The 21,843-nt window shown below is 53.0% G+C and carries 23 protein-coding genes and 2 tRNA genes; 8 read left to right on the top strand and 17 right to left on the bottom strand.

The window, feature by feature from the left end; translation table 11 throughout:
• Positions 1-54: 54 nt before the first annotated feature.
• Genes AB1724_03195 through AB1724_03185 form a run of 3 tightly spaced genes read left to right on the top strand, consistent with a single transcriptional unit; the run spans position 55 to position 2,269 of the window.
• Positions 55-867, top strand: coding sequence for a VacJ family lipoprotein (locus AB1724_03195; protein MEW6076798.1), 813 nt, complete (start codon positions 55-57; stop codon positions 865-867).
• Positions 868-871: 4 nt separating this feature from the next.
• Complete coding sequence (locus AB1724_03190) at positions 872-1,525, top strand: ABC transporter substrate-binding protein (GenBank protein ID MEW6076797.1); 654 nt, start codon at positions 872-874, stop codon at positions 1,523-1,525.
• Between the two features lie 33 nt (positions 1,526-1,558).
• On the top strand, positions 1,559-2,269 hold the full coding sequence (locus AB1724_03185; GenBank protein MEW6076796.1) for a DUF2760 domain-containing protein: 711 nt from the start codon (positions 1,559-1,561) through the stop codon (positions 2,267-2,269).
• 18 nt (positions 2,270-2,287) lie between these two features.
• Here AB1724_03185 and AB1724_03180 read toward each other — a convergent pair whose 3' ends face one another.
• From AB1724_03180 to AB1724_03165, 4 genes are all read right to left on the bottom strand, one after another.
• The gene (locus AB1724_03180; GenBank protein MEW6076795.1) at positions 2,288-2,734 is read right to left on the bottom strand and encodes a PilZ domain-containing protein; all 447 of its coding nucleotides are present in this window, start codon (positions 2,732-2,734) and stop codon (positions 2,288-2,290) included.
• 161 nt (positions 2,735-2,895) lie between these two features.
• Complete coding sequence (locus AB1724_03175; GenBank protein MEW6076794.1) at positions 2,896-3,825, bottom strand: PHP domain-containing protein; 930 nt, start codon at positions 3,823-3,825, stop codon at positions 2,896-2,898.
• 230 nt (positions 3,826-4,055) lie between these two features.
• Positions 4,056-5,351 (bottom strand): DUF362 domain-containing protein, encoded by a 1,296-nt coding sequence (locus tag AB1724_03170; GenBank protein MEW6076793.1) that lies wholly within the window; start codon positions 5,349-5,351, stop codon positions 4,056-4,058.
• Positions 5,352-5,362: 11 nt separating this feature from the next.
• Positions 5,363-5,602 carry an amphi-Trp domain-containing protein gene (locus tag AB1724_03165; protein MEW6076792.1) on the bottom strand — a complete coding sequence of 80 codons (240 nt, stop codon included), beginning with the start codon at positions 5,600-5,602 and terminating at the stop codon, positions 5,363-5,365.
• Positions 5,603-5,856: 254 nt separating this feature from the next.
• Here AB1724_03165 and AB1724_03160 point away from each other — a divergent pair, with 254 nt between their 5' ends.
• The 3 genes from AB1724_03160 to AB1724_03150 all read left to right on the top strand — a co-directional run bounded on the left by AB1724_03160 (position 5,857) and on the right by AB1724_03150 (position 7,629).
• Positions 5,857-6,330, top strand: a complete 474-nt coding sequence (locus AB1724_03160) for a MarR family winged helix-turn-helix transcriptional regulator (protein MEW6076791.1) — start codon at positions 5,857-5,859, stop codon at positions 6,328-6,330.
• A gap of 47 nt (positions 6,331-6,377) precedes the next feature.
• Positions 6,378-6,767 carry a hypothetical protein gene (locus AB1724_03155; protein ID MEW6076790.1) on the top strand — a complete coding sequence of 130 codons (390 nt, stop codon included), beginning with the start codon at positions 6,378-6,380 and terminating at the stop codon, positions 6,765-6,767.
• A 169-nt stretch (positions 6,768-6,936) separates the two neighbouring features.
• On the top strand, positions 6,937-7,629 hold the full coding sequence (locus AB1724_03150) for a hypothetical protein (protein ID MEW6076789.1): 693 nt from the start codon (positions 6,937-6,939) through the stop codon (positions 7,627-7,629).
• 13 nt (positions 7,630-7,642) lie between these two features.
• Here AB1724_03150 and AB1724_03145 read toward each other — a convergent pair whose 3' ends face one another.
• The 4 genes from AB1724_03145 to AB1724_03130 form a co-directional block, all read right to left on the bottom strand.
• Complete coding sequence (locus tag AB1724_03145; protein ID MEW6076788.1) at positions 7,643-7,870, bottom strand: hypothetical protein; 228 nt, start codon at positions 7,868-7,870, stop codon at positions 7,643-7,645.
• Positions 7,871-7,883: 13 nt separating this feature from the next.
• Positions 7,884-9,788, bottom strand: a complete 1,905-nt coding sequence (locus tag AB1724_03140) for a SurA N-terminal domain-containing protein (GenBank protein MEW6076787.1) — start codon at positions 9,786-9,788, stop codon at positions 7,884-7,886.
• A gap of 167 nt (positions 9,789-9,955) precedes the next feature.
• Positions 9,956-10,033, bottom strand: a tRNA-Glu gene (locus tag AB1724_03135).
• Positions 10,034-10,044: 11 nt separating this feature from the next.
• Positions 10,045-10,120: transfer RNA gene (locus tag AB1724_03130), tRNA-Lys, on the bottom strand.
• 571 nt (positions 10,121-10,691) lie between these two features.
• Between AB1724_03130 and dnaA the strand changes: the two genes are divergently transcribed.
• Together dnaA and AB1724_03120 are read left to right on the top strand one after the other, a co-directional pair.
• Positions 10,692-12,077, top strand: coding sequence for a chromosomal replication initiator protein DnaA (gene dnaA, locus AB1724_03125; GenBank protein MEW6076786.1), 1,386 nt, complete (start codon positions 10,692-10,694; stop codon positions 12,075-12,077).
• A gap of 26 nt (positions 12,078-12,103) precedes the next feature.
• A complete protein-coding gene (locus AB1724_03120; GenBank protein ID MEW6076785.1) occupies positions 12,104-13,492 on the top strand; it encodes an FAD-linked oxidase C-terminal domain-containing protein in 1,389 nt (462 codons plus the stop codon).
• Between the two features lie 12 nt (positions 13,493-13,504).
• Here the strand turns inward: AB1724_03120 and AB1724_03115 are convergent, their stop codons facing one another.
• The 9 genes from AB1724_03115 to AB1724_03075 form a co-directional block, all read right to left on the bottom strand.
• Complete coding sequence (locus AB1724_03115; protein MEW6076784.1) at positions 13,505-13,702, bottom strand: hypothetical protein; 198 nt, start codon at positions 13,700-13,702, stop codon at positions 13,505-13,507.
• 11 nt (positions 13,703-13,713) lie between these two features.
• A complete protein-coding gene (locus tag AB1724_03110) occupies positions 13,714-14,496 on the bottom strand; it encodes an inositol monophosphatase family protein (GenBank protein ID MEW6076783.1) in 783 nt (260 codons plus the stop codon).
• A gap of 48 nt (positions 14,497-14,544) precedes the next feature.
• Positions 14,545-16,200, bottom strand: coding sequence for a GTPase HflX (gene hflX, locus AB1724_03105; protein ID MEW6076782.1), 1,656 nt, complete (start codon positions 16,198-16,200; stop codon positions 14,545-14,547).
• A 15-nt stretch (positions 16,201-16,215) separates the two neighbouring features.
• The gene (gene dnaB, locus AB1724_03100) at positions 16,216-17,616 is read right to left on the bottom strand and encodes a replicative DNA helicase (protein ID MEW6076781.1); all 1,401 of its coding nucleotides are present in this window, start codon (positions 17,614-17,616) and stop codon (positions 16,216-16,218) included.
• A gap of 109 nt (positions 17,617-17,725) precedes the next feature.
• Positions 17,726-18,181: a 50S ribosomal protein L9 gene (gene rplI, locus AB1724_03095; protein ID MEW6076780.1), complete on the bottom strand. Its 456-nt coding sequence runs from the start codon at positions 18,179-18,181 to the stop codon at positions 17,726-17,728.
• A 27-nt stretch (positions 18,182-18,208) separates the two neighbouring features.
• Positions 18,209-19,180 carry a YybS family protein gene (locus tag AB1724_03090; GenBank protein MEW6076779.1) on the bottom strand — a complete coding sequence of 324 codons (972 nt, stop codon included), beginning with the start codon at positions 19,178-19,180 and terminating at the stop codon, positions 18,209-18,211.
• Positions 19,181-19,239: 59 nt separating this feature from the next.
• Positions 19,240-19,506 (bottom strand): 30S ribosomal protein S18, encoded by a 267-nt coding sequence (gene rpsR / locus AB1724_03085; GenBank protein ID MEW6076778.1) that lies wholly within the window; start codon positions 19,504-19,506, stop codon positions 19,240-19,242.
• A 33-nt stretch (positions 19,507-19,539) separates the two neighbouring features.
• Positions 19,540-19,995: a 30S ribosomal protein S6 gene (gene rpsF / locus AB1724_03080; GenBank protein ID MEW6076777.1), complete on the bottom strand. Its 456-nt coding sequence runs from the start codon at positions 19,993-19,995 to the stop codon at positions 19,540-19,542.
• Positions 19,996-20,152: 157 nt separating this feature from the next.
• On the bottom strand, positions 20,153-21,835 hold the full coding sequence (locus tag AB1724_03075; protein ID MEW6076776.1) for an FG-GAP-like repeat-containing protein: 1,683 nt from the start codon (positions 21,833-21,835) through the stop codon (positions 20,153-20,155).
• Positions 21,836-21,843: the final 8 nt, after the last annotated feature.

The raw sequence follows: 21,843 nt of genomic DNA, 5'->3' as shown, positions 1-21,843 counted from the left end.
AATACAAATCAGAACAGTGGGCGACAGACAAAAAGTTTCGGGGCGGTCCTGCTGATGGCGATAGTACTTGCGGGCATGAGCCCGTTTTCGACGGTCGCGGCCGATACCCCCGGAATGGCCGCCGGGTTCTCTTCGAATCTGACAGTGGCGGATGATCAGGGACAGACCACCGCCGCGGCGGTCGATGACGGAAGCGACTTTGCCGAAAGCGCCGGAGATGATGAATTCAGCGACTTTGACGAATTTGAAAAAGCCGTCGGGGAAGAGGTCTTTGATCCTTTGGCCGGATATAACCGGGTCATGACCACGGTCAATGACCGGCTTTATTACTGGGTGCTAAAACCGATAGCCCGCGGATACAAATTCGTGCTGCCGGAACCAATCCGGGTGAGCATCGGCCGGTTTTTTGTCAACCTGGGATTTCCGGTCAGGCTGGTCAATAACCTGCTTCAGTTTAAATTGCAAAGAGCCGGAGCGGAGACCGCGCGGTTTGTTGTGAATACCACGGCGGGGATCGCCGGGTTTTGGGATCCCGCCTCCAATTGGATGGATCTGCCTGTTTATGATGAGGATTTCGGGCAGACCCTGGGCAATTTCGGTATGGGCGGCGGATTTCATGTCGTCCTGCCCCTGTTCGGCCCCTCCAATGTCCGGGACGCCTGCGGCAAAGTCGCCGACTGGTTCCTGAACCCGGTTCATTATATTGAAGATTCCGAAGCAAGAGCGGCGATAACCACGGTGAATATGGTCAACGGGACCTCTCTCCGGATCGGCCAATACGAGGCCTTGACCCAGGACTCCCTGGATCTATATATTCTTCTTCGGGATTCCTATGAGAGCAACAGGAACAAAAATATCAGGGAGTAGTAAAATGAAGAAGCGATATGGTGCCGTCGCGGTCGTCTTGATAGCGATGGTGTTCGTCATCCTGTCTTACTCGGCCCAGGCCGGAGACCGTACCGCCGAAGTCGTCACCCTGCTGAAAACCAGAACCGACGCCATTCTGGCCATTCTGGAACAGACAGGCCTGGCGGAAACGGACAAGAGAAAACAGATCATGGATGTCGTCAACCCGGTCATTAATTTCCCGCTCATGGCCAAACTTTCCCTGGGCAAGGAAAACTGGGCCCGATTGTCGCCGGAAGAACGGGACCGGTTTGTGGACCTGTTTGTGACGCGCCTCAAAAATTCATATCTGGATAAGACATCGCTTTATTCCGATTTGACCATAACCTATGAAGCAGCTACGGAAGAAGGCGACAAGGTGTTTGTGCCCACCCTTTTGAAAACCAAAAATGATGTGATCAAAGTGGTGTACCGGTTTTATTCCGCCGAAGGCCGGTGGCAGGTCTACGATGTGGAAATCGAAGGCGTCAGTTTTATTAAAAGCTACCGCTCCCAGTTTGACGAGATCCTCGCCAAGGGGAGTGTCGCCGATCTTTTTGTTGAACTGAATAAGAAGGAAACACCCGTCCCCGCCAGACCGGAAGCCGGTGGTCAGTCTCAAGCGGCTGGCCAGCAGTAAGCGAAAAAAATCGATAAGAAAGACAAATCTCCCATGAAAAAATCTGTCTCCGTAAGCGCCCGTCTTGCAATGTGGACAGGCCTGTTTGCAGTGCTGCTCCTCTGTGTGACGGAAGTCCTGTGCTTTTTACTGATACCGGACGGATCACCTGCCTGGCCGGGCAGCCTGATTCCCGCCGGTCTGGCAAAACCCGTTCTGATGGCCGCCGTGGCCGTCCTGATCATACTCTGGAGCCTGATGCTGTGGCTGGGCCTGCGGCGGGCGTGCCCCAAAGAGCAGGAGATAGAAGCCGCTGCCGCCGGTCAGGAGAAACCCGGGCCTCGGGAGCCATCGCCAAATGAGAAGAAGCAGCGCCTGCACCACGACCAGAGGCTTTACCTTCATCTGCTCTCCGTGCTGCAGACCGAGGGGCGTCTGCTGGATTTTCTGAACGAAGACCTGGAACAGTACGAAGACGGCCAGATCGGAGCGGCGGCCCGGGGTATTCATGCGCATTGCAAGGCGGCCCTGGCCCGGTATGTCACCCTGCAGCCTTTATCCAGCCAGGGTGAGGGGGAGACAGTATCGGTACCGGCTGGTTTTGATCCCGGCGCCTACCGCTTAAGCGGAAATGTTACGGGGGACCCGCCTTTTTCGGGGAAGCTGCTTCACAGAGGCTGGAGGGCCGGTAAGCTGGATCTGCCCGGTTTTTCCTTTTCCGGAGACCCGGAGATCATCGCCCCCATGGAAATTGGCGTGGAATAAGCCTTGTTTCGATAGGATTCAGACCGCTTGCAGTTTCGGCCTTGACACGCGCTTGGTAGCGATATCCTCCAACCGTTTCAATTCGCAGGTTACCTCCTGACTGATCTTGACGAATTGAAACCCGGCCCGGTAATAGGTTTTGTCGAAAAACTTCTTGTAGGGCCGGCACCAGACGACTTTGGCTTTCATGATAACCGGGTTGATGAAAGCAGGGGTATACAGATTTATCTGGTAGTTGTCCTCCGCCTTTAATGCCTGAGTAATCATCAACTGGATACCGCTGATGCTCAAGTTGACCAGGGAGGCATGGTTGTTGGAATTCAAAAGATACTGCAGCATGCCTGATTTGCGCAGCTTGATGCTGGCGTTGGTAACCTGAAAACGGTTGCTTCTACGCAATCCCGTCGGCTGTTTTACGGTAGTTTCGACCTGCACCGGTCGTGTTTTGTAATATTCCGTTGACATCGTCGATCTTTCCCCTCCCCCTTTTTCAACTGCGAACCGTTGTCCGGTTAATCAAGTTTTGGCCGGACGCTTAAATTTTTATGATAATATTCAGGGGGAAACAGGAAATCAAGGATAAAATATACCTTATTATACCGAAAAAAGAAACGTCCGGGAAATGATCAGGCGGACTTTTTCATGAGGTGATGGTTGAACAGGCGACGCATACTGGTTTTCACTCCGCGGGATTTATGATTGAACAGCGCGTAGCCGTAACGGACGTTTTTCCCCATCAGATCGCCGGAGTTTTTCACGCTGGCAGGTAGTTTGGCGCCGTTGGAGGCGACTTTGTGAATAAAATCGATTTCTTTTCCTACCACCCGGGTGTTCCCGGCTTTGAGCGCATCCAGGAAAGCGGTTCGGTCCGGAGGGGTGGAGGCGCAGGTCAGGGCTTTACCCATCTGGTAAAGGCTGTGGCCGTCGCTGCCGCCGGTCATGATTTTGTTCAGATTAAACCCCAGAAGAGCAGACTGTAAATTCCACTTTTTCAGGTTGCCGGAATTAATGACTTCGACGCCGTCTGCGGAGGAGAGGAGAGTTTCTTGCCTCTCCTGCGAAAACATCGGATTACAGATTCCGGTATACATGGCGCTGAACGGATGAGGAAAGATGATCACGGGCTCATAAGGCCGCGCCTTTCGGATGATGTCTTCCATTGACAGCGCGATAGAGGACATTCTTTCCTTCCCCAGAAACGGTTTGACGTCAGCCTCGAAAAACCGCCTCAAAGACCGGGCGGTATAAAAATAAAGAAGGATATGGGCGCCTTCACGGGAAGTGATTTCAATCCCCGGGATATTTAAGATCGTTGACTGCCGGTCAAGAGCCAGCGCCCCTTCAATACCGTTGTGATCGGTAATGGCGATGCCGATGCCTAGCCGTTCGGCTTTTTCGGCTATTTTCCGAGGGGAATTGGCGCCGTCGGAATAATGTGAATGAAAATGAAGGTCAACGACGGTTCCGGCCTGGCATAATTGAGGAATATCCGGCGACTGAAACAAAACCCGATGGCATGCTCCCATCACATCAAAGGAACTGTTACTGCTGTGCATGTACTTACAGACTCCTATCCGATACTTCGTTGTCAGGTTCTTCGAAACCCGTCTCTTTTTAATATATGGCTTTATTCCCGGAAAATCAATCATACGGGCCGACAAAAGATGGTCCGCAATCGTCCATGGTTGTTCCAGCGGATGGTAAGCGACTGAAAATATAATATATGAACCAGCCAGGCTTTGCTGATACCCATCGGTGCCTCCGTTCGCCTGTCATCCGCCGCTTTTCAGGAAAGACGCAGCAAACGATTTTTCAATATATAAAATATCTTAACAATGGAATTCCAGACAAAAAGAGCCGCGTCCCGCGCATCCAGCATGGGGCTGGGAAGTTTAAAGATGAAAGGTATTTTCAGCATCAGATCCCGGGCGCCGATAGGGCAGCCCCTGACGCGATATATTTTTTCTGCTTCCAGCCTGCCCATGACCCGGGTGCAGTCTCCCACCATCAGTACCGGGCGGCCGGCCGGCAGGATGACATCTCCGTCATACACCCCGCAGACGATGGCGCCTTCCCGGGCCCTGCGCAGGGATCCCGAACGGCGCTTTTCGATGGTCCCCAGGCATCCCTTAACGGCGCCCTCACAGCCGCCGTCGCACAATTGTCCGGTCTCCCATGCCTGACCGGAAAAAAAACGGATGGGGGTGTCCAGCGCCTGAAGGGATTGAAACAGCCGTCTTTCCCCTTTCGGACGGGCCTTGAGGTCCTCCAAACCGATGTCACCGGAGATATCGATGTCGTTAAGATCCAGCGAACCGTATCCGCGTTCGGCGGCTATTTTCAGGTGCAAAACATCACCGGGATTATATCCCATGATGTGAGCGGCGACCACATCGACGGCCAGAGGATGATCGGCGATCATGAGCAGCCCCAGCCGGACCGGATAGGGAGCGGACTCAAACCCATAGGTGATGTCAATCGCGTCCGACACAATCAGGTCGGGGTAACCCGGCTCCAGCAGATCCACGATTTTGTCATGTATGCGGTGGTCATGGTAAAGCATTCTTTCACGGTGGGTTAGAATTCCGATATTGAGCTTAAGGCAATTGGTGATGGAGGCAAAAATATGGTACTTAAGCTTGGGCATCCAGATCTTGACATCAGCCTCGGCTATATATCTGGACAGGAGAATGTGCTTGTGCCAGCGGGCTCTGGACAGCGGTTTTTTTACCACCGGATGCTCGTTCAAATCAACCAGGTCCACGCCTGATTTCCGGGCCATTTCATAATAACCCGCTTCTTTTAAAAACAGCCGGGAAGGGATGCCATAGCCGCCGGACTCGCCGATGGTGATGCGACGGACGGCATTTCCCTTTACAATCTCCGCCATGGCAGCCACCGCAGACGGATGGGTGTAGGAGTTATGGATATATTTTTTATTGGCAGTGACGACGTTGGGCTTGATGAAGACATTGCCCGTAAAGGTCACGCCCAGATCGCGGACCGATTCATTCAGGATGCCCGATATAGCGTCGGCATCATATTCCGGGCAAGAGCGGAGTATAACCCTGGGTTTTTTCATTGGTGGTCCCTTTATCGCGGCTCGTTGTGCCACTTCAGCTGGAACTCGATTTCCTCGTTTCTGCCTTCCCGTTCGTGCTCGATGGTAACGACGGCATCCAGGGGAACAGTAATTTTTTCATCCGCGATCTGAATGCGGAACCGTTTCCCCTGCTCCAGGCAATCGGCCAGGCGGCGAAGCTTGGCGATAAACAGCTTCCTCGGGTAGGTTTTCTCAATGTCCCGTGTTCTTTTTTTCCGGTTGGTAGTCATGTCGATTCTCTCCGATTTTTTTGGATTTCTTTTCCCTGATGCAAAACGATCAGCGCGGCAGAATACTTTTTAGCGTTATATTTTAATATTATAACCATATTTTTTTATTATATAAAAATGCTGTTTAAAAATACAGCGGAAAAGGGTAAGTATTTTTTAAATAATAGGCATATTGGTTTTATTTAAATTTTTTTAAATAATTTTGTTGACAAACATATTTTTTAATTTAAAATATAAATCAAACAGGAGAAAGTATGGTAAATGACTTATTTAACAGCATAGCGCGGTTGAGCATCAAGATGAGAATCTATCGCGCCATCCAAATGGCGGAAAATGATGCCGATGATCTAAAAGAGCGGGAGGTTTTGATTCTCGAACTGCTCAACATCCAGGGAGCCATGAGTATGACGGAACTGTCTCATTTCTTCCCGGGTGTAAAACAGAGCGCCCTATCCATGGACATCAAACGCCTCAGGTCAGATCTGGACCTGATTGATATGAGCGTTTCCAAAACCGATATGCGGGTTCACCTGATCGAATTGTCCGGAAGAGGGAAGAAAAAGGTGAAAGAGATAAAAGCCCAGCGGGCAAAATCCTATCTGCCCCTGGCGGCGGCAATAGGACAAGACCCCGAGCATATTCATTTGTTAAACCAGATCGTCAATAAAGCGGTCGAGTTGGTCAATATCGAAATCAACAACTACGCGGAATCAAAGAAAGCGAATTGAATGTCCATGAAAACAATGGACCGGGCAACATCAACAAGGAGGCAACCATGAAAAAACTTTGTCTGGTATCATTAGCGGTCGTTTTTCTTCTGTCTCTTTCCGTGAATCCGGTATTCGCCGGCAGCAAGCAGCGATATCAATGGCAGGGCGTTGCCATCGGCCTCGGCGCCGCCATACTGGGAAGCGCGATCATCAATAACTGTTCCGCGCCCGAAGGACAGCCGGTGGTTAGGCATGTAACGTATTCCTGCCCGAGCCCTCCGCCAAGGCCCCGCGACCATTACTGTGAAACCCGGAGGGTCTGGGTTCCTCCCGTTTGTGAACGGGTCTGGAACCCGGCGCACTACGAGTGCGGCCGGTGGGTTCCCGGCCAATGGATCAACCTGGAAGTGCGGCCCGGGTACTGGCGGGACGAACCTTTCTGGAGCTGCAGATAATCTGTTTTTTAGAAATTTTATTGTAAAAATATTTTCACAAAACCTTCATTATCTGCAAAACGTGATACGACGCCTGGCACGAGGGACATGGGCCGTTAGAGGCCGACTCCGGGAGGGAAGAAATCTTCGCCCGGGACAATTACACAAAAATTAAATTGAGGATTCCAAAATGAAATATCGGCATTCGCTCATTCTGGGAGGGGTGATATTATGTCTTGGCCTGATGGTACCCGTATGGGGTTTTTCAGGCGAAACCGGCTCACAGTTTTTAATTGGATTTACTGCTCTGGATGAAGATGAGATTGATTTTAAGGAGGTTGAGGGCCTGGAAAATTTTGACCTGAAAGATAAGATGAACTTATCCGATATGATTTCCATCGGCGCCGCCGGTTACAGCAATTTGGCCGGGGAAAAGACCGCTCTGGGGGTTGAGTATGGAGCCATTTTCAGCGGGATGGCAGACGACGTGGACTCCACAACGGCAAACGGTCAGACGGAAATGTCGGCCGACGGCTCACTGCTTCTTTTTGATATTTTTTTAGGGCCGCAAATAAACACACGTGCCGGCGACAAGATCAGGTTTTATTGCGGCGCGGGACCGCTATTGATGTACGGGCACATTTCCGCCGATTTTGAGCAGGACGGCACGGAAGAAACGGATGAGATCGACATCAGCGAAAACGACTCGGCTTTAGGTGTCGGGGGGTATCTGCGATTTGGCGCCGAATTCAGCATCAGCCGGGACTCGGCGCTGGGTATGGGCTTCAGGTGGTTCACGGCCTCCCTGGATTTCAATGACACGCTGGGTGACGTCGATATCAATGGCCCGCAGGTTTTTTTCAACTATACCGCCAGCTTCTGATCAGGCGCCGCCATCAATCGGAAAAAAACGCCCATTTAACATAATAGACCAGCGCCGCAATGAGAACGGCGCTGATGAAATACCCCTTCCAGTCGATGGGTTTTCGCGCTTTACCATCGGGCATGATTTTGCCCACCCGCAGCCCGCACTGGGTACAACGCTTTGCGTGTACGGGCAGTTTTTCAAGACAATCCGGGCATTGCTTGTACGCCCGCGGCAATTTAATTTCATTATCCCCCATTCCAAATTCCTCCTCACCGCTTCAGGATGCGATCATCCTGCGTAATCTCACTCTGCGCTTTCATGGATGACAGCCAGGAATTAAAAATCTCCTGTTTCTTAGCCTGCACCAGTTGTGACATTATGCTTTCTTTGTCTCTGGAAAAGGCATCCTGCTCCGGTCCCTTTCGGTCTTCCAGCCAGACGACATAATATTTGCCGTCCTGACCGGCGATCACCTTGTTGACAAAACGATCCTGACTGTTAAGCGCCTGGGCCTCCTGTGATAGTTCGGCTTCCCGGCCCAACTCCGGAACGTTTTCTCCACGGCCGAAATAGCCGGTGGCGATTATCTCGGTATGCGCTTCTTCGGCAGCCTGATCCATTCCGGTTCCGGCCTGAAGCTTATTTAAAAATGCATTAGCCGCTTTTTCAGCTTCATCCCTTCTCATCCGGGCGGCCAGGTCCGCCACCACTTTGTCCCGCACCGCCACCAGTTCCGGTTCCTCCGGCGCCAGGCGCCGGTTGACCTGGAGCAGATAATAACTGCCGTTTATTTCGACCACATCGCTGATCTCGTTTTCCTGGAGATCAAACGCCTGGCGGATGAATTCGCTGTCTCCGGGGATTCCCTCCAGTCTGTCAGTCATTGAAAACAACGGGGTGGTTTGAGGTGTCATCCCATTTTGTTCCGCCGCTTCTTTCACGCTATTTTTATTAATGGCCGCGTCAAACAACCTTAATGCCTCTTCATGGGCCAGATCCCTGGCCTGTTTTTGAGCCAGCGTTTTGTTGATGTTGACCCTTACCGTCTCCAGCGGCGTCACCGAGGCTTCCGTCACCCTGTCCAACTTGATGATATGCCATCCGAACAGCGTCCGAACCGGCCGGCTGATTTCACCTGCTTCCATGGAAAAGGCCTGATCGGCAAAAGGAGCGACCAGTTCCTCCCTGGTAAACGTCCCCAGCTTTCCTCCGGCCGAGCTGCTGGTATCTTCGGAATATTGTTTGGCGCAGGCGGCAAAATCCTGGCCGGAGGTAACCATGTCATATACTTTCGTGGCTTCCGTCTCTTTGGCCGCTGCTGTTTCCTGCGAGGCGTTCTCATCCACCTTAAATAAAATATGGCTGACGTCTACGGTCTTCTCTTTCTGATAGATGTCCTGATGATCATCATAATACTGCTGAATAGCGGCATCATCCACGGCTGCTCTGGAGATATAATCATCCGGATTGAAGCGGAGATAAGTCGCCTCCAGTTTTTCTCCGGATTTGTATTTTCCCTTGTTTTCAGTGAAATAACGTCCGATCTCGTCTTCCGACGGACTGAGCGGGAGAAAGTTTTCCGGGCCGAATACGGCCACCTTTATTTTTATCTTCGAGTGCTGCCAGTCATACCAGCGGCGGGCTTCATCTTCGGACACTTTGATGTTGTCTGTAATCAGGTCCCTGACTTTCCGCGTCAGCATGTCGCGCCGGAGTTGCTGCTCGAATATTTCCGGCGTCAACCGGTTCCGCTGCAGAATTCCATTGTATTGAGCCTTGTTGAACTTACCGTCCCGCTGAAAAAGGCTCATCTCTTTGATGCTCCTGGACAGTTCCCGGTCAGACACGTCAAACCCCAGTTCCTTTGCCTTCTGAACCAGAAGCGTCTCCGATATCAGCTGGTCCAGAGCTCGCTCCTTTAGATTCATCATCTTCAGCAGTTCCTCATTCAGCTGATTACCGAATTGCTGCCGGACATTATCCAGCAGAACATAATAACGTTCCTGAAACTGGGTAACGCTGATTTCCTCTCCGTTAACGGTTGCCGCCGCTGCAATATCATCGCGATTACGATAACTGCCTACTCCCATTGAGATGATAAAGGCCAGCACAATAAGTGACAATAATGCCTTGATGATCCAAGAGGACGCTTTCTGACGCATGAACTGAAGCATATCTTGACGCTCCTAATTAAAAACGACGGGCATTAGTAGATGACTGCGCATTTCTATTTATTATATCAAACAAAACAGGTCAAGCGATTTGACCTGTTTTCGAAAACATTATTTGCGGGTCAGATTGATGCAAAAGGTTTGCTGGGACAGACAACAAGGGAAAGGAGTGGCGTCCCCAAGGGGATTTGAACCCCTGTCGCCGGCGTGAAAGGCCGGTGTCCTGGACCGGACTAGACGATGGGGACGCATTCCCATCTGGTGGGCCGTGTTGGACTCGAACCAACGACTCTCTGCTTAAAAGGCAGATACTCTACCGCCTGAGTTAACGGCCCTAAAATCTGCATAATATATTTTTCTGAGGTTTCGGTGTCAATATAAATTTTTATAAGGCCCAAAAATAATTTTTATGGTGCCTCCCGACGGTTATTTCTTCGAAAAAGAAAATAAAAGAAAAATTAAGAAAAAAAAAGAAAATGGAAGTAAAGTATGAAGGCGGTAAACTGAAAACACGGTAACTGCCCTGAAAAGTATCAAAAAATTAAAACAAAAATAGATGCCCTAATTCGAATAGGTTGCCGAAATAGAAAAAAGATATATAATAATTTCAAATATATATATTTTGGCGCAAACATTGTTTCTCTTTCAGAAAACCGATTTTTTCCCGGCTTGACCTGCTTTTCGATCCGGTTTATCTGAAAGAATAATTTGGGGGAAGGGGCCTCATACTTGTCGTATTTTAGGAAAATATTGATTTGTTTAGATTTGCTCATCGTCTCGTAATGGTTTTCTAACAACATACGATGCCGGTTGATTGTTGGCTGGTCTTTGCGCCTGCCAGCCCCTCTGGGCCTTTCCGGGGCGGCCGTCATCATTCAAACAGAAAGTTCATTTGCTGCTGGGGTTATGGAATCTGTCTGGGAAAAAGTTAAGGCGGAATTAAAAACAGACATCCCGTCGAGTCATTATATGATGTGGATAGAGCCGTTGAAGTGGCGTGGTTCTGAAAACGGCACGATTGCGCTCGACTGCCCTAACGGATTTTCAAAAAAATGGGTTGAAGGAAATTACAGCGAACTGCTGACGTCCAGAATCAGCCAGGCAGCGGGAAAGCCATATGCCCTGTCTTTGGGCGTTATGACCGCCGGCGACCAACCACCCCGGGGGGAATCCGTTTCCGAGACGCACCGCCCTGAAAAACAGACAAAAAAAACAAAGCCGGAGCGACAGCTTCTGTTGCCCGACCTCCATGTCCGGCCTAATGGCGGCCGAATGTTGAAAAAAGATTTTACCTTTGAAAATTTTGTTGTCGGAGAAAATAACGACTTCGCCTTTTCGGCGGTTCTCTCCATGGGAACGAAAAAAAGCAGTTTAAACAAATCCCTGTTCCTTACGTCCAAACCGGGCATGGGCAAAAGCCATCTGACCCAGGCGCTGGGTCATCACGCCTTGAGGACGGATACATCTGCGAGGGTCTACTATATTACTGCCGATGACTTTTCCAATGAAATGGTCTATGCCTTCAACACCAAATCCATCAGCCGTTTCAAGGAAAAATACAGGACCGGATGCGATATGCTGCTGCTGGAGGATGTTCATTCCCTGGCCGGGCGAGAGCGGACTCAATCTGAACTGGCCATGGTGGTCGATTATCTATTGGATGCGGACCGGAAGGTGCTGTTTACCGACGCCTGCCTTCCCGGTGATATCCCCGGGTTAAACCGGCAGTTGCAGTCCCGGCTGGCATGCGGTCTGATCACCGCCATGGAGCCGCCGAACTTTAAAACCCGGGTGCGGATCCTACAGAAAAAATCACAGCTTTATGGCTATCAGGTGCCTTTTGATGTCATGGAGTATCTGGCAGACAACCTCGTCGACGATGTGCGTCAACTGGAAAGCGGGCTCAACAATGTGGCCATGAAATCGTCGCTGCTGGGGATACCGGTCGATCTCACCCTGGCCGCCAGTGTCGTCCAGAATATGAGCGTCGCCCGCAGCCGGATAACCCTTGATACCATAAAAAAACTCATCTGCAGAGAGTACGGCATCCTGGAAAAAGATATTATGTCCCGCTCCCGGAAACAGCGTCTGACCTGGCCGCGGCAGGTAGGCATTTTTCTGTCCAGGCGGTTTACGGACCGGTCCCTCAAGGAAATCGGCCGCTGTTACAATCGATACCACGCCACCGTCATTCACTCCGTCAATTGCGTTGAAAGCGCTATCAAATCCAAGCGATCGGCCATGCAGGAGATCGATCTGCTGAGCAAAAAAATAGAAGACGGCAAATTATAACTTGAACTTTACAGGCATAATAAGCGATGACGCTATCCGAAAGGGCTTTTCAGGCACTGCGGCAGATCACCGGCCACAATTACTGTACCCGGAAGAAAGAAGATCTGGTCTGTTACGCCTATGACGCTACTGCCCGGAAATACCCGCCTGATGCCGTTGTTTTCCCGGCGAGCGCGGAGGAAATTTCGCGTATTCTTGAACTGGCCTGCCGCGAAAAATTCATTATTGTCCCCCGCGGCTCCGGATCAGGCATGACCGGCGGGTCACTGGCCGTAAACGGCGGCGTGGTGCTGGTTACCAGCCGGTTGAACCGCATCCTGGATATCGACCGGGATAACCTGGTAGCCCGGGTTGAACCGGGTGTCATCACCGGGGATTTTCACGCCGCCGTGGAGCGACTCGGCCTTTTTTATCCCCCGGATCCGGCGAGCTCGGCATTTTCCACCCTGGGTGGCAATGTCGCCGAATGCGCCGGAGGCCCCCGGGCAGTCAAATACGGCGTCACCCGGGATTATGTACTGGGCCTGAAGGTGGTGCTGCCCACCGGAGAAATTATTCACACCGGAGTGTCGACCGCCAAGGGCGTAGTCGGTTATGACCTGACGCGACTGATGACGGGATCGGAAGGGACCCTGGGCATTATTGCGGAAATCACGCTGCGGCTGCTGCCCCTGCCTGAAGACATCAGAACCATGACGGCGGTTTTTCCCAGCATGAAATCCGCCGCCCAAACCGTGTCCCGTATCATTCAGCAGGGCCTCATCCCCCGAACCATTGAATACATGGACAACAACTCCATCCGTTGCGTGGAGACGAGTCTTAACGCCGGGCTTCCCGTTGACGCCGCCGCCATTCTCCTGCTGGAGGTGGACGGCTCTCCTTCAGCCAACCGTGAGGCCCTGACCCGCCTTGAGGAAATCTGCCGCGATCAAGGTGCGGTGGACATCAAAACGGCGGAAAACAGGGAAGCGGCCGACCGGCTCTGGCGAGCCAGGAAAGCGGTTTCTCCGGCACTTTATGCCTTTGCCCCGGACAAAATCAACGAGGACATCGTGGTTCCCAGAAACCGTATTCCGGATATGGTTGAAATGATCAAACGGATCGGCGACGAAACCGGCCTGGTAACAGCCAGTTTCGGCCATGCCGGTGACGGCAACATTCACGTCAATATCATGCTGGACAAAAGCGACAGCCGGCAGCTGCAGGCAGCCGAGAAGGCGGTAGACGAACTGTTTGACTATACGCTTCTTTTAGGGGGAACCATTTCCGGGGAGCATGGGATCGGCATCACCAAGTCGGCTTATATGGGAAAAGAGATCGGCCCGACGGAGATGGCGTTGATGAAAAAAATAAAGGCGCTGTTTGATCCCTTCAATATACTGAATCCCGGCAAGATATTTTCCACCGGGAAATAACCGGGCTCCGGCTTACTGCAGATCGGCCGGCCCGATATCTTCAAATTCCAGCAACCCCATGACCTGTTCCAGGCGGGCCCTGCGATTGCATTCCACGATGCAACGCAAGGCCAATGAACATTTCCGGCAACAGAGATGGTCATAAGGATCGAAATTTCCAACGCATCCGACTTCATCGCTGATAGTTGTTGAACCTTGACGGTCACTCATCGTTTACCTCTTTATCCCTTCAGAATGGCCAGCATGGATTCATGAATGGCACCATTTGTCGCCAGTATTTCTTTTTTGTCGATGGAATATGGCAACCCCGAAAAATCGGTTATTTCCGCGCCGGCCTGACGCGCGATCAGCATACCCGCCGCAGTGTCCCACGGCTTCAACTGCTCCTCCCAGAACCCGTCAAACCGGCCGCAGGCGACATAGCACAGATCCAGGGCGGCCGAGCCCAGCCTTCTGATTCCCTGGGCGGCTTCAACGCATTTGCCAAAGCGGTTCATCAGAGACGGAAGGCTTTGCCTGCAGCCGTATGGAAAACCGGTTACCAGCAGGGCATCCGATATCGCAGCGGTTTCCGAAACATGGATGACTTGTCCATTCAGTTCAGCGGTTTTGCCGCGAACAGCCGTGAACAGTTCTCCTGTTTCCGGGTTCAGCACCACACCGACCGCCACTTCATTATCGCAGGCAAAGGCAATGGAGACAGCATACACCCCCAGCCCGTGAGCAAAATTGGTGGTACCGTCCAGGGGATCGATAATCCACTGCATGGCGGCAGAGCCGTCCGTCCTGCCGCTTTCTTCAGCCATGATGGCATGATCCGGAAAACGGTAACGAATGGCCTGAATGATCGCTTTTTCGGAAGTGGTGTCCGCCGTTGTGACGAGATCCTTCTCGCCTTTCCGGTTCACTTCGAAGGCCTTGCCGAAATAAGACCGGAGCACCGCCGCTCCCTGGCAGGCAGCCCCGATCCCTACCCGTTTCACATACTCAAAATCAATGCACATATATTAATTAATATGGCATGCCGGGGCCGGTATGTCAACGGATAAACCTCAGGAAGGGAAGGCGGCGCTGTTGCGAACAATCTGTTCGACGCGCTCCTGAACCGCCTGAATAAACGGTATCAACGTGGTTTCATCGTTGGCGGATATGAGAATCCCTCCGAGGGAACGGGCGATGCGGTCGGCGGCCTCAAAGTCCAGCCGATCCTGCTTATTCAACGCGTATATTATCGGAACATCGTCAAGGTTCAGGTCGGTTATGATTTTCTTGACGACCGCAATCTGGTTTTCATACTGGTCGTTACTGATATCCACCACATGGATAAAAAGATCGGCGTGCTCCAGCTCTTCGAGTGTAGCGCGGAAGGCCACCATCAATTCTTTAGGGAGATCCCGGATAAAGCCCACCGTGTCGGTGATAATGACTTCGATGTCCCGGGGAAAGCGCAACCGCCGGCTGGATGGATCCAGTGTCATGAACAAACGGTCCTCGGCGGCCACGGCGCTTTTCGTCAGGGTGTTTAGCAGGGTTGACTTGCCGGCGTTGGTGTAGCCGATAATCGAGACGACGGGAACCCCTTTTTTGTTTCTCAGGGTACGCTGCTGCCGGCGCTGGCCCTGGATTGCCTCCAGCTCTCTTTCCAGGCGGACGATCTTTTCCCGCGCCCGTCTGCGGTTGATCTCCAGTTTTGTCTCGCCGGGCCCGCGGCCGCCGATGCCGCCGGTCAGACGCGACATGGCCGTGTTTTTCGTGGCCAGCCGCGGCAGCAGGTATTTAAGCTGAGCGTGCTCCACCTGCAGTTTACCTTCCCGGGACTGGGCTCTCCGGGAAAAAATATCTAGGATGAGCTGGGTTCTGTCAATCACGTTGAGTTCCACCTGATCGGCGATGGAACGACTCTGGGAAGGATTCAACTCCTGGTCAAAAATCAGCAGATTCACCGACTGTTGCAACGCCAAAACCACCAGTTCGCTCAATTTGCCCCGGCCCAACAGGAACCGGGCGTCCACGGCCTTCTTCTGCTGCAGGACGGTATCGACAACCTCGATACCGGCCGATTCCGCCAGGGCCGCCAGCTCCTTGAGAGACTCATCGGCTCTGGTCCTGGACGCGGTGGTGACGCTTACCAGAATGGCTTTCTCCCTGCCGGTTCCGGCTTTGCGAAGAGCGCCCGACTGGCCGAGTTCATCTTCAATCTCGGCGATCAGTTTATCACAACCGATATTCAACCGGTCAGGCGGGAGGGGTTCCATTATTTTATAAGGGGCCCTGTCCGGCCCGTTCGGCAGAAGGTGAGCCGCGTAGACCCGGAAAAGGCCGCTGCCGCCGGTTTTTACAATGGCGGCCATTATATCCAGCCGTAGCAGAGACAGGTCCGTCAGGTCATCCCGGGTCAGGGGGTCTTGACCCAGATGGGTATGAACGCATTTCAGCCCCCGCAGCCGGCCGGCAGCGGTCCGGTAATGGCTGATATCGGGAATGACGATACCGGCGTGATCGCCGACCAGGACTTCTGCCACCCGGCCGTGGCGGTCCACCAGCAGCCCGATCTGTCTCCGGATTTCGTCGGACAGGTCCATCAGTTCCCGGCCGATTTCCGGCGTGATGATATATTCAGGGGGGATTTTACGACGGAAGAGGTTGTTCAGGCGGCGGTTCTGATCCGCCTTTAGTCCGGAAACATGACCTTCCAGTTTATTCTTCATCGATGCACGGGCACACTACGTTTCTTCCGGATAATTTTCTGTAGCCAGATCCTGAAACCGGGTATAGGAAGGCTCAAACTGCAGAAACACTTTCCCGATGGGGCCGTTGCGCTGTTTGCCAATAATAATTTCGGCAATGCCCCGGTTGGGGTTGTCTTCATTTTTATTATAAACTTCATCCCGGTAAATAAACAACACCACATCGGCATCCTGTTCCAGAGAGCCGGATTCCCGCAGATGGGAAAGCAGGGGGCGCTTGTCGTGGTTCTGTTCCGGTGCCCGGTTGAGCTGGCTAAGGACAATAATGGGGATGTCCAATTCTTTGGCGAGGCTTTTCAGGGAACGAGACATTTCGGACACTTCCAGATCCCGCCGCTCTCCGGTTTCCGTCGGGCGCATCAACTGGAGATAATCAATTACAATCAGGCCGATCTTTTTTTCTTTTTTCATCCGGCGTGCCTTGGCCCTGATTTCCATGACGGTCAGGCCGGCTGAATCATCGATATAGATCGGTACCGTGTCCAGGACGCTGGCCGCGTCGGTAATCCTGATCCAGTCATCCTTGCCGATGTGGCCGCTTCGCAGGCGAAAGGCGTTGACCCGGGCTTCCGACGTGAGCAGCCGCATGGACAACTGCTCCTTGGACATTTCCAGGGAAAAAAACGCGACGGGAAGTCCGGAGAACGCCGCGGCGTTGCGGGTGATATTCAGGGCAAAGGCGGTTTTTCCCATGCTGGGCCGGGCGGCAATAATAATCAGGTCGGAATTCTGAAAACCGGAGGTCAGATTGTCAAGCCGCTCAAACCCGCTGGCCACGCCGGTGATCCATTTGCCCTGGTTGGCCGCGATGGTGCTGATGTTGGACTGGATGATCTGGTTGAGCTGGAAATAGGCCTTGGCGGTTTTTTTTTCCGCGACCTCAAAGACTGACCGCTCGGCAAAATCGATCACCGCCTCGATCTCGGACGGATTTTCAAAGCATTTGCGGACGATTTCGCTGGAATGCTCAATCAGCCGCCGAAGAATCGATTTGTTTTTGATAATGGCCGCGTAATGCCTGATGTTGATGGCATAGGGCGCGGACGCGACCAGATTCGCCAAGTACCCGCCGCCGCCGATGTCTTCCAGCGCCCCGGATTCCTGAAGATGATTTTTGACCGTAATCAGGTCCACTGGCTCGTTTTTAACGACCAGTTCCTGAATGGCGGCAAAAATTTTCTGGTGAGCGGTTTTATAAAAATCTTCCGGTGACAGAACTTCGAGCGTATCAAACAGGGCGGCCGTATCCGGATCAATCAGGATCGAGCTTAAAATGGATTCCTCGGCTTCCAGATTCTGGGGAGGCAGATTGTGAATCCAGGGATCTGAGGTCGTTTTTGAGCCAGCCCGACCTTTTTTGGGGGCGGGTTTCTGCATGCCTCTCTCCTTCCCGTTTCACAATCGACGATTGCGGATATGCTTTGCGCCTGCGTCTCCGGTCTCCGGAAAGACAGCAGGCGCTTACACCGGAACGCCAGACAAAGGCCTATGCCTCGTCTTCCTCTTTCACCACCTCAACCGTAATTTCCGGATGAATGTCCTTGTACAGGTTGATGGCGATCGTAAACGTACCGATTTCCTTGATGGGCTCACGGATTAAAAGCATTCGTTTGGAGACGTCAATACCCTGGTCCTTCAGCGCGGCGGAAATGTCGCTGGCGGTAACCGATCCGTAAAGCCGTCCTTCGGGTCCGGCTTTGGCCATCACCCGGCAGACCACACCGGCAAGCTTTCCAGCCGCTTCCATGGCCGCTTCTTTTTCCCGGGCGATCTGCAGTTCCAGTTTCTGACGGTTCTGCTCCATGATCTTGCGGTTAGCGGGCGTTGCTTCTACCGCCTTGTTCTGAGGGAAAAGGTAGTTGCGCGCGTACCCGTCGGACACCTTGACTTCAGTACCCGCCATTCCCAGGGATTCAATGCTTTCTTTTAGTATTACCTGCATAATATAACCTCCACAATATTCTCGTCGTCATTCATCAAGGTTAGTATCGCCGGTTTCGGGTTGTTTAAGGCGCCGGAAATCCGCCCAAACGTCAAAAAAACCCAGTCCGACGATAAACACCAGCAGCACATGCCACAGAGCGATCAGGCTGTAAATGAAAAACCGCATGGCCGCGGGCAGATGTTTTTTCTCAAACCAGTAAGAAACAATGGCAATGCCCTGAAAGAAATAAATCGTCATCAGCAGGATCAGGGCGTTTAAGGCAATGAGCCGGGCCGGGCTGTATGACAGCAGCAGCAGGCCGCCGGAGGCGATAACACCCCAGACCAACGGTTCCGGCGCCTGCCAGGTATTCAAGCGGCCGAAATCCGGAAACCCCATCCCCCTTTTGATCAGGACGGTCCGCGCGCCCAGGAACGTGATCCAGGCGACAAGAAGCAAAAAGGCGCCGCACAGGGAAGGAAGGATGCGAACCAGATAGTACTGAATGGTCTCCAGGGACTGGGAGATGATCTGCACCTGTTCCGCCGGCATGCCTACATCTTTGTAAAGTTTCAGCGAAAAGGCCAGGTTCTCTCCAATATAAGCGGTCAGCAGCGCCCACGGATGCGCGCCGGCCATGTTGCTGTACACGATTAGACCAAACACCCCGGCGAAAAAAACCAGTCCGCCGGTAAGCATCAGGGTCTGTTCGATACTCATTTGCCTTTCCACCAGTTCGCACAGCACAAATCCCGTCATCAGCAAACCGGCCACGAATATCAAATCCGGAGAAGCGCCCCCGATGATCAGGGAGATGACCCCGATGACAGCGGCCAGCATGATCAGGCCGTTTTTCCTGCCGAGCTTGGCCCGGTAGTAAAAAATCGGCAGCGGCAGGGATAACAGTCCCAACGCCCCTAGCACCGGGAGCCGGCTGGAAACAAAGACAATCAGGCTGGATATGGCCACGCCGCTGATGATGTCTCTGGATATGCCGTTGAACACTGTCTGGGGCACCGATCAATGCCTCCCTCTCCTATTGTTCCACCGGAAATGACCGGGATGGCGGCGGCGGATTAGCCGTTGGGATTACCGACGTACGGAAGCAACGCGATGGTTCTTGCCCGTTTGATCTCCCGGGCCAGAAACCGCTGATGCTTGGCACAGGTCCCTGAAATACGCCTGGGGATTATTTTGCCGCGTTCCGTCAGAAAGCTTTTCAGCGGTTTCGTGTTTTTATAATTTATCACCAGGCTGCTGTCCGCGCAGAAGCGGCAGTATTTCCGCCGGTGAAACACTTTCTTTCTCGTGGGTTCTCCCCCAGTAGATAGTGGGCTTCTCATTTTTTACACCTCGCTGGCTGATTAAAAACGCTGTTAGGCGTTGTCTTGATCGTTGTTTTCCCCTTCGGCCGGTGCCTCCCGGTCATCACCACCGGTATCTTCGTTCGCTTCCGCCGCCGCGACCTTTTCGCCTTCATCGGCAGCGGGTTTGGCCGGTTGCCGGCTGGCTTCAAGAGCGGCTTTAAGCTGTTCGGGGTCAGACTCCGGGTCCACCAGGACCGTCATGAACTTGAGTACACGTTCATCAATCCGCAGGGCGTTTTCCAGGCTGCTGACCGTAGCGCCGCTGCCGCAGTAATCCAGACGGACATAATGGCCGCGCTGCTTTTTCCGGATTTCATACGCCAGACGTTTGTTCCCCCACTCATCAAAATCGATCAGTTCCCCGGCATTACCGCTGATCAGGTTTCTGGCTTTTTCAAAAAGGTTCTGATGAACGTCGGGGGAAAGGTCAGGGTCGGCAATAAAGACGGTTTCGTAATGTCTCATGTACACCTCCTTTTGGTTGTTAAGCCTTGGACACCTGGTTTCCAAAGCAAGGGTGGATGGATTTGACAAAAACCCATCCGCTGTAAAAATATCCGAACTGCTTACCGCGAAATACCGGCAAAAGTCAATACTTTTCCGTCCCCACTCGTTTTTTCTTTTATTTCGGGCTGTTTTCGGTTTCGTAAAAAATGAGGGCCGATCTGGGACTTGAGATGACGGAGCCCCGTGAGGTAACCATGAGGGCCGCGATTTCGTTTTGTCCGTCGTTGTCTATATCCGCCAGGGAAAAGTCGGCGGCATAACCCGAAACCGGGTTGGTGTGCCATATTTCAGACAGGCCCAGACCGTCCCAGGAAAGGCATGAAAAGGAAGCCTGGTTGTATCTGCGAAAGCGTTCAAACACCCGGCCGCCGACCGTCTTATTCAGAACGGTCAGGATTTCGTTCCTCCCGTCGGCGTTGATGTCGCAGACGACGACCCGTTGAGGCAGAAACACCTGTTCCCCTACAGAATCGTCTTTCCGGTCCTTCCCGTCCGTCAGGCGGGTTTCGCCGCCGCCGAAATAATCGCCGGTTTTCCAGGCCAATCGATTGTTCTGGTCATATATCCTGATCCTGTCGTCGTTATCCATGATGACCAGGTCGGAAATACCGTCATGGTCGATGTCGCCGGGATAAAAGCTGAAAACGGAAAACGGGTCCGGAAGGGACACTTCTTCCTTTTCGACATAATCGGCGCCGTTTTTTTCAAGGCGCCAGACCCCGGGCATAAAAATTTCAGAAAGCCCCCTTTTCTGGCCGAACACCCGGTCCTTTCCAGGGGACCGGAAATACCAGTTCTGATTCTCGGCAATTGTTTCCAATTGATTTCCGGAAAGAGAAAGGACAAAGGAACAAAGTCGCTGGGTGGTGTTTTTGGTGCAGGTGACAAAAATTTCCGCCCGGCCGTCCCGGTCTGTATCCGCCGCATCAACCGCTATCAGTCGGTCATTCGATTTAGCCTGGTATTTCGACACGTTGTCCAGTCGGCTGCCGTCTATTCGTCCCACGTGCAAGCCGTCCGGGAAAGCGATAACCACTTCGTTTTTCCCGTCTGCGTCCAGATCGGCCACGGCCAGACCGCAGCCCTCTATGGCCAGGTCCGGGCTTTTCCAGAATTCGTTTTGCGCTTCGGCGGGACGGGCGGCCACCAATGGAGATGCCGCGGCCGTGCTGCCGGAGGCCGGGGTCGGGTTCGACAGTCGCGGGCCAGACGCCTGCGCGGCCGGGGCCACCGGGGAAGCATCGGCCGGTGGCGGTTGCAAAACAGACGGGCCAGCCTTTATCCCTGGGGAAGAAACCGCCTGATCCGACGGCGAACCAGCGAAAAAATCCTGGTTAATCTTTTCAGCCAGGCCACCGATCGCCGGGATCAGGTCGTTGTCGTCGGCCGCCTGCCCGAAAAACGAAGACGGCGCTTTTTCCCCGGCGATATCCAATACGGTAACGTCCAGGCTGAACCTGTCGCCCAGCCGGGTGATGCTGCCATAAACAATATAGTCCGCCTTCAGGGATTGGCCGATTTTCCCGGCCGTAACCCGGCTGACGGGTTGTCCCGACTCGGTCACGGCGGCCTCCACCTGACGCATATCCAGAACGGTCATCCCGGTTCCGGCTGAAATCCGGGAAGCCAGTATGTCGGCCGCTCCGCGGGAAAGATAGCCCATGTCTTTTTCCGCATGCACCGTCAGGGGCAAGATCGCCAGGGTCCGGGCCGGAGCAGCGGCGCCGGTTACGCACAACCAGACCCCGCCCAGCAGTCCCAGCAGCGCGGAGACTCGAATGAGTTTAATACGCATCATCATCCCTT

The sequence above is a fragment of the Thermodesulfobacteriota bacterium genome (genome assembly GCA_040753795.1).
In the GTDB taxonomy this organism is placed as follows: domain Bacteria; phylum Desulfobacterota; class Desulfobacteria; order Desulfobacterales; family Desulfosudaceae; genus JBFMDX01.
This window is presented reverse-complemented; position numbering and strand designations above follow the sequence as displayed.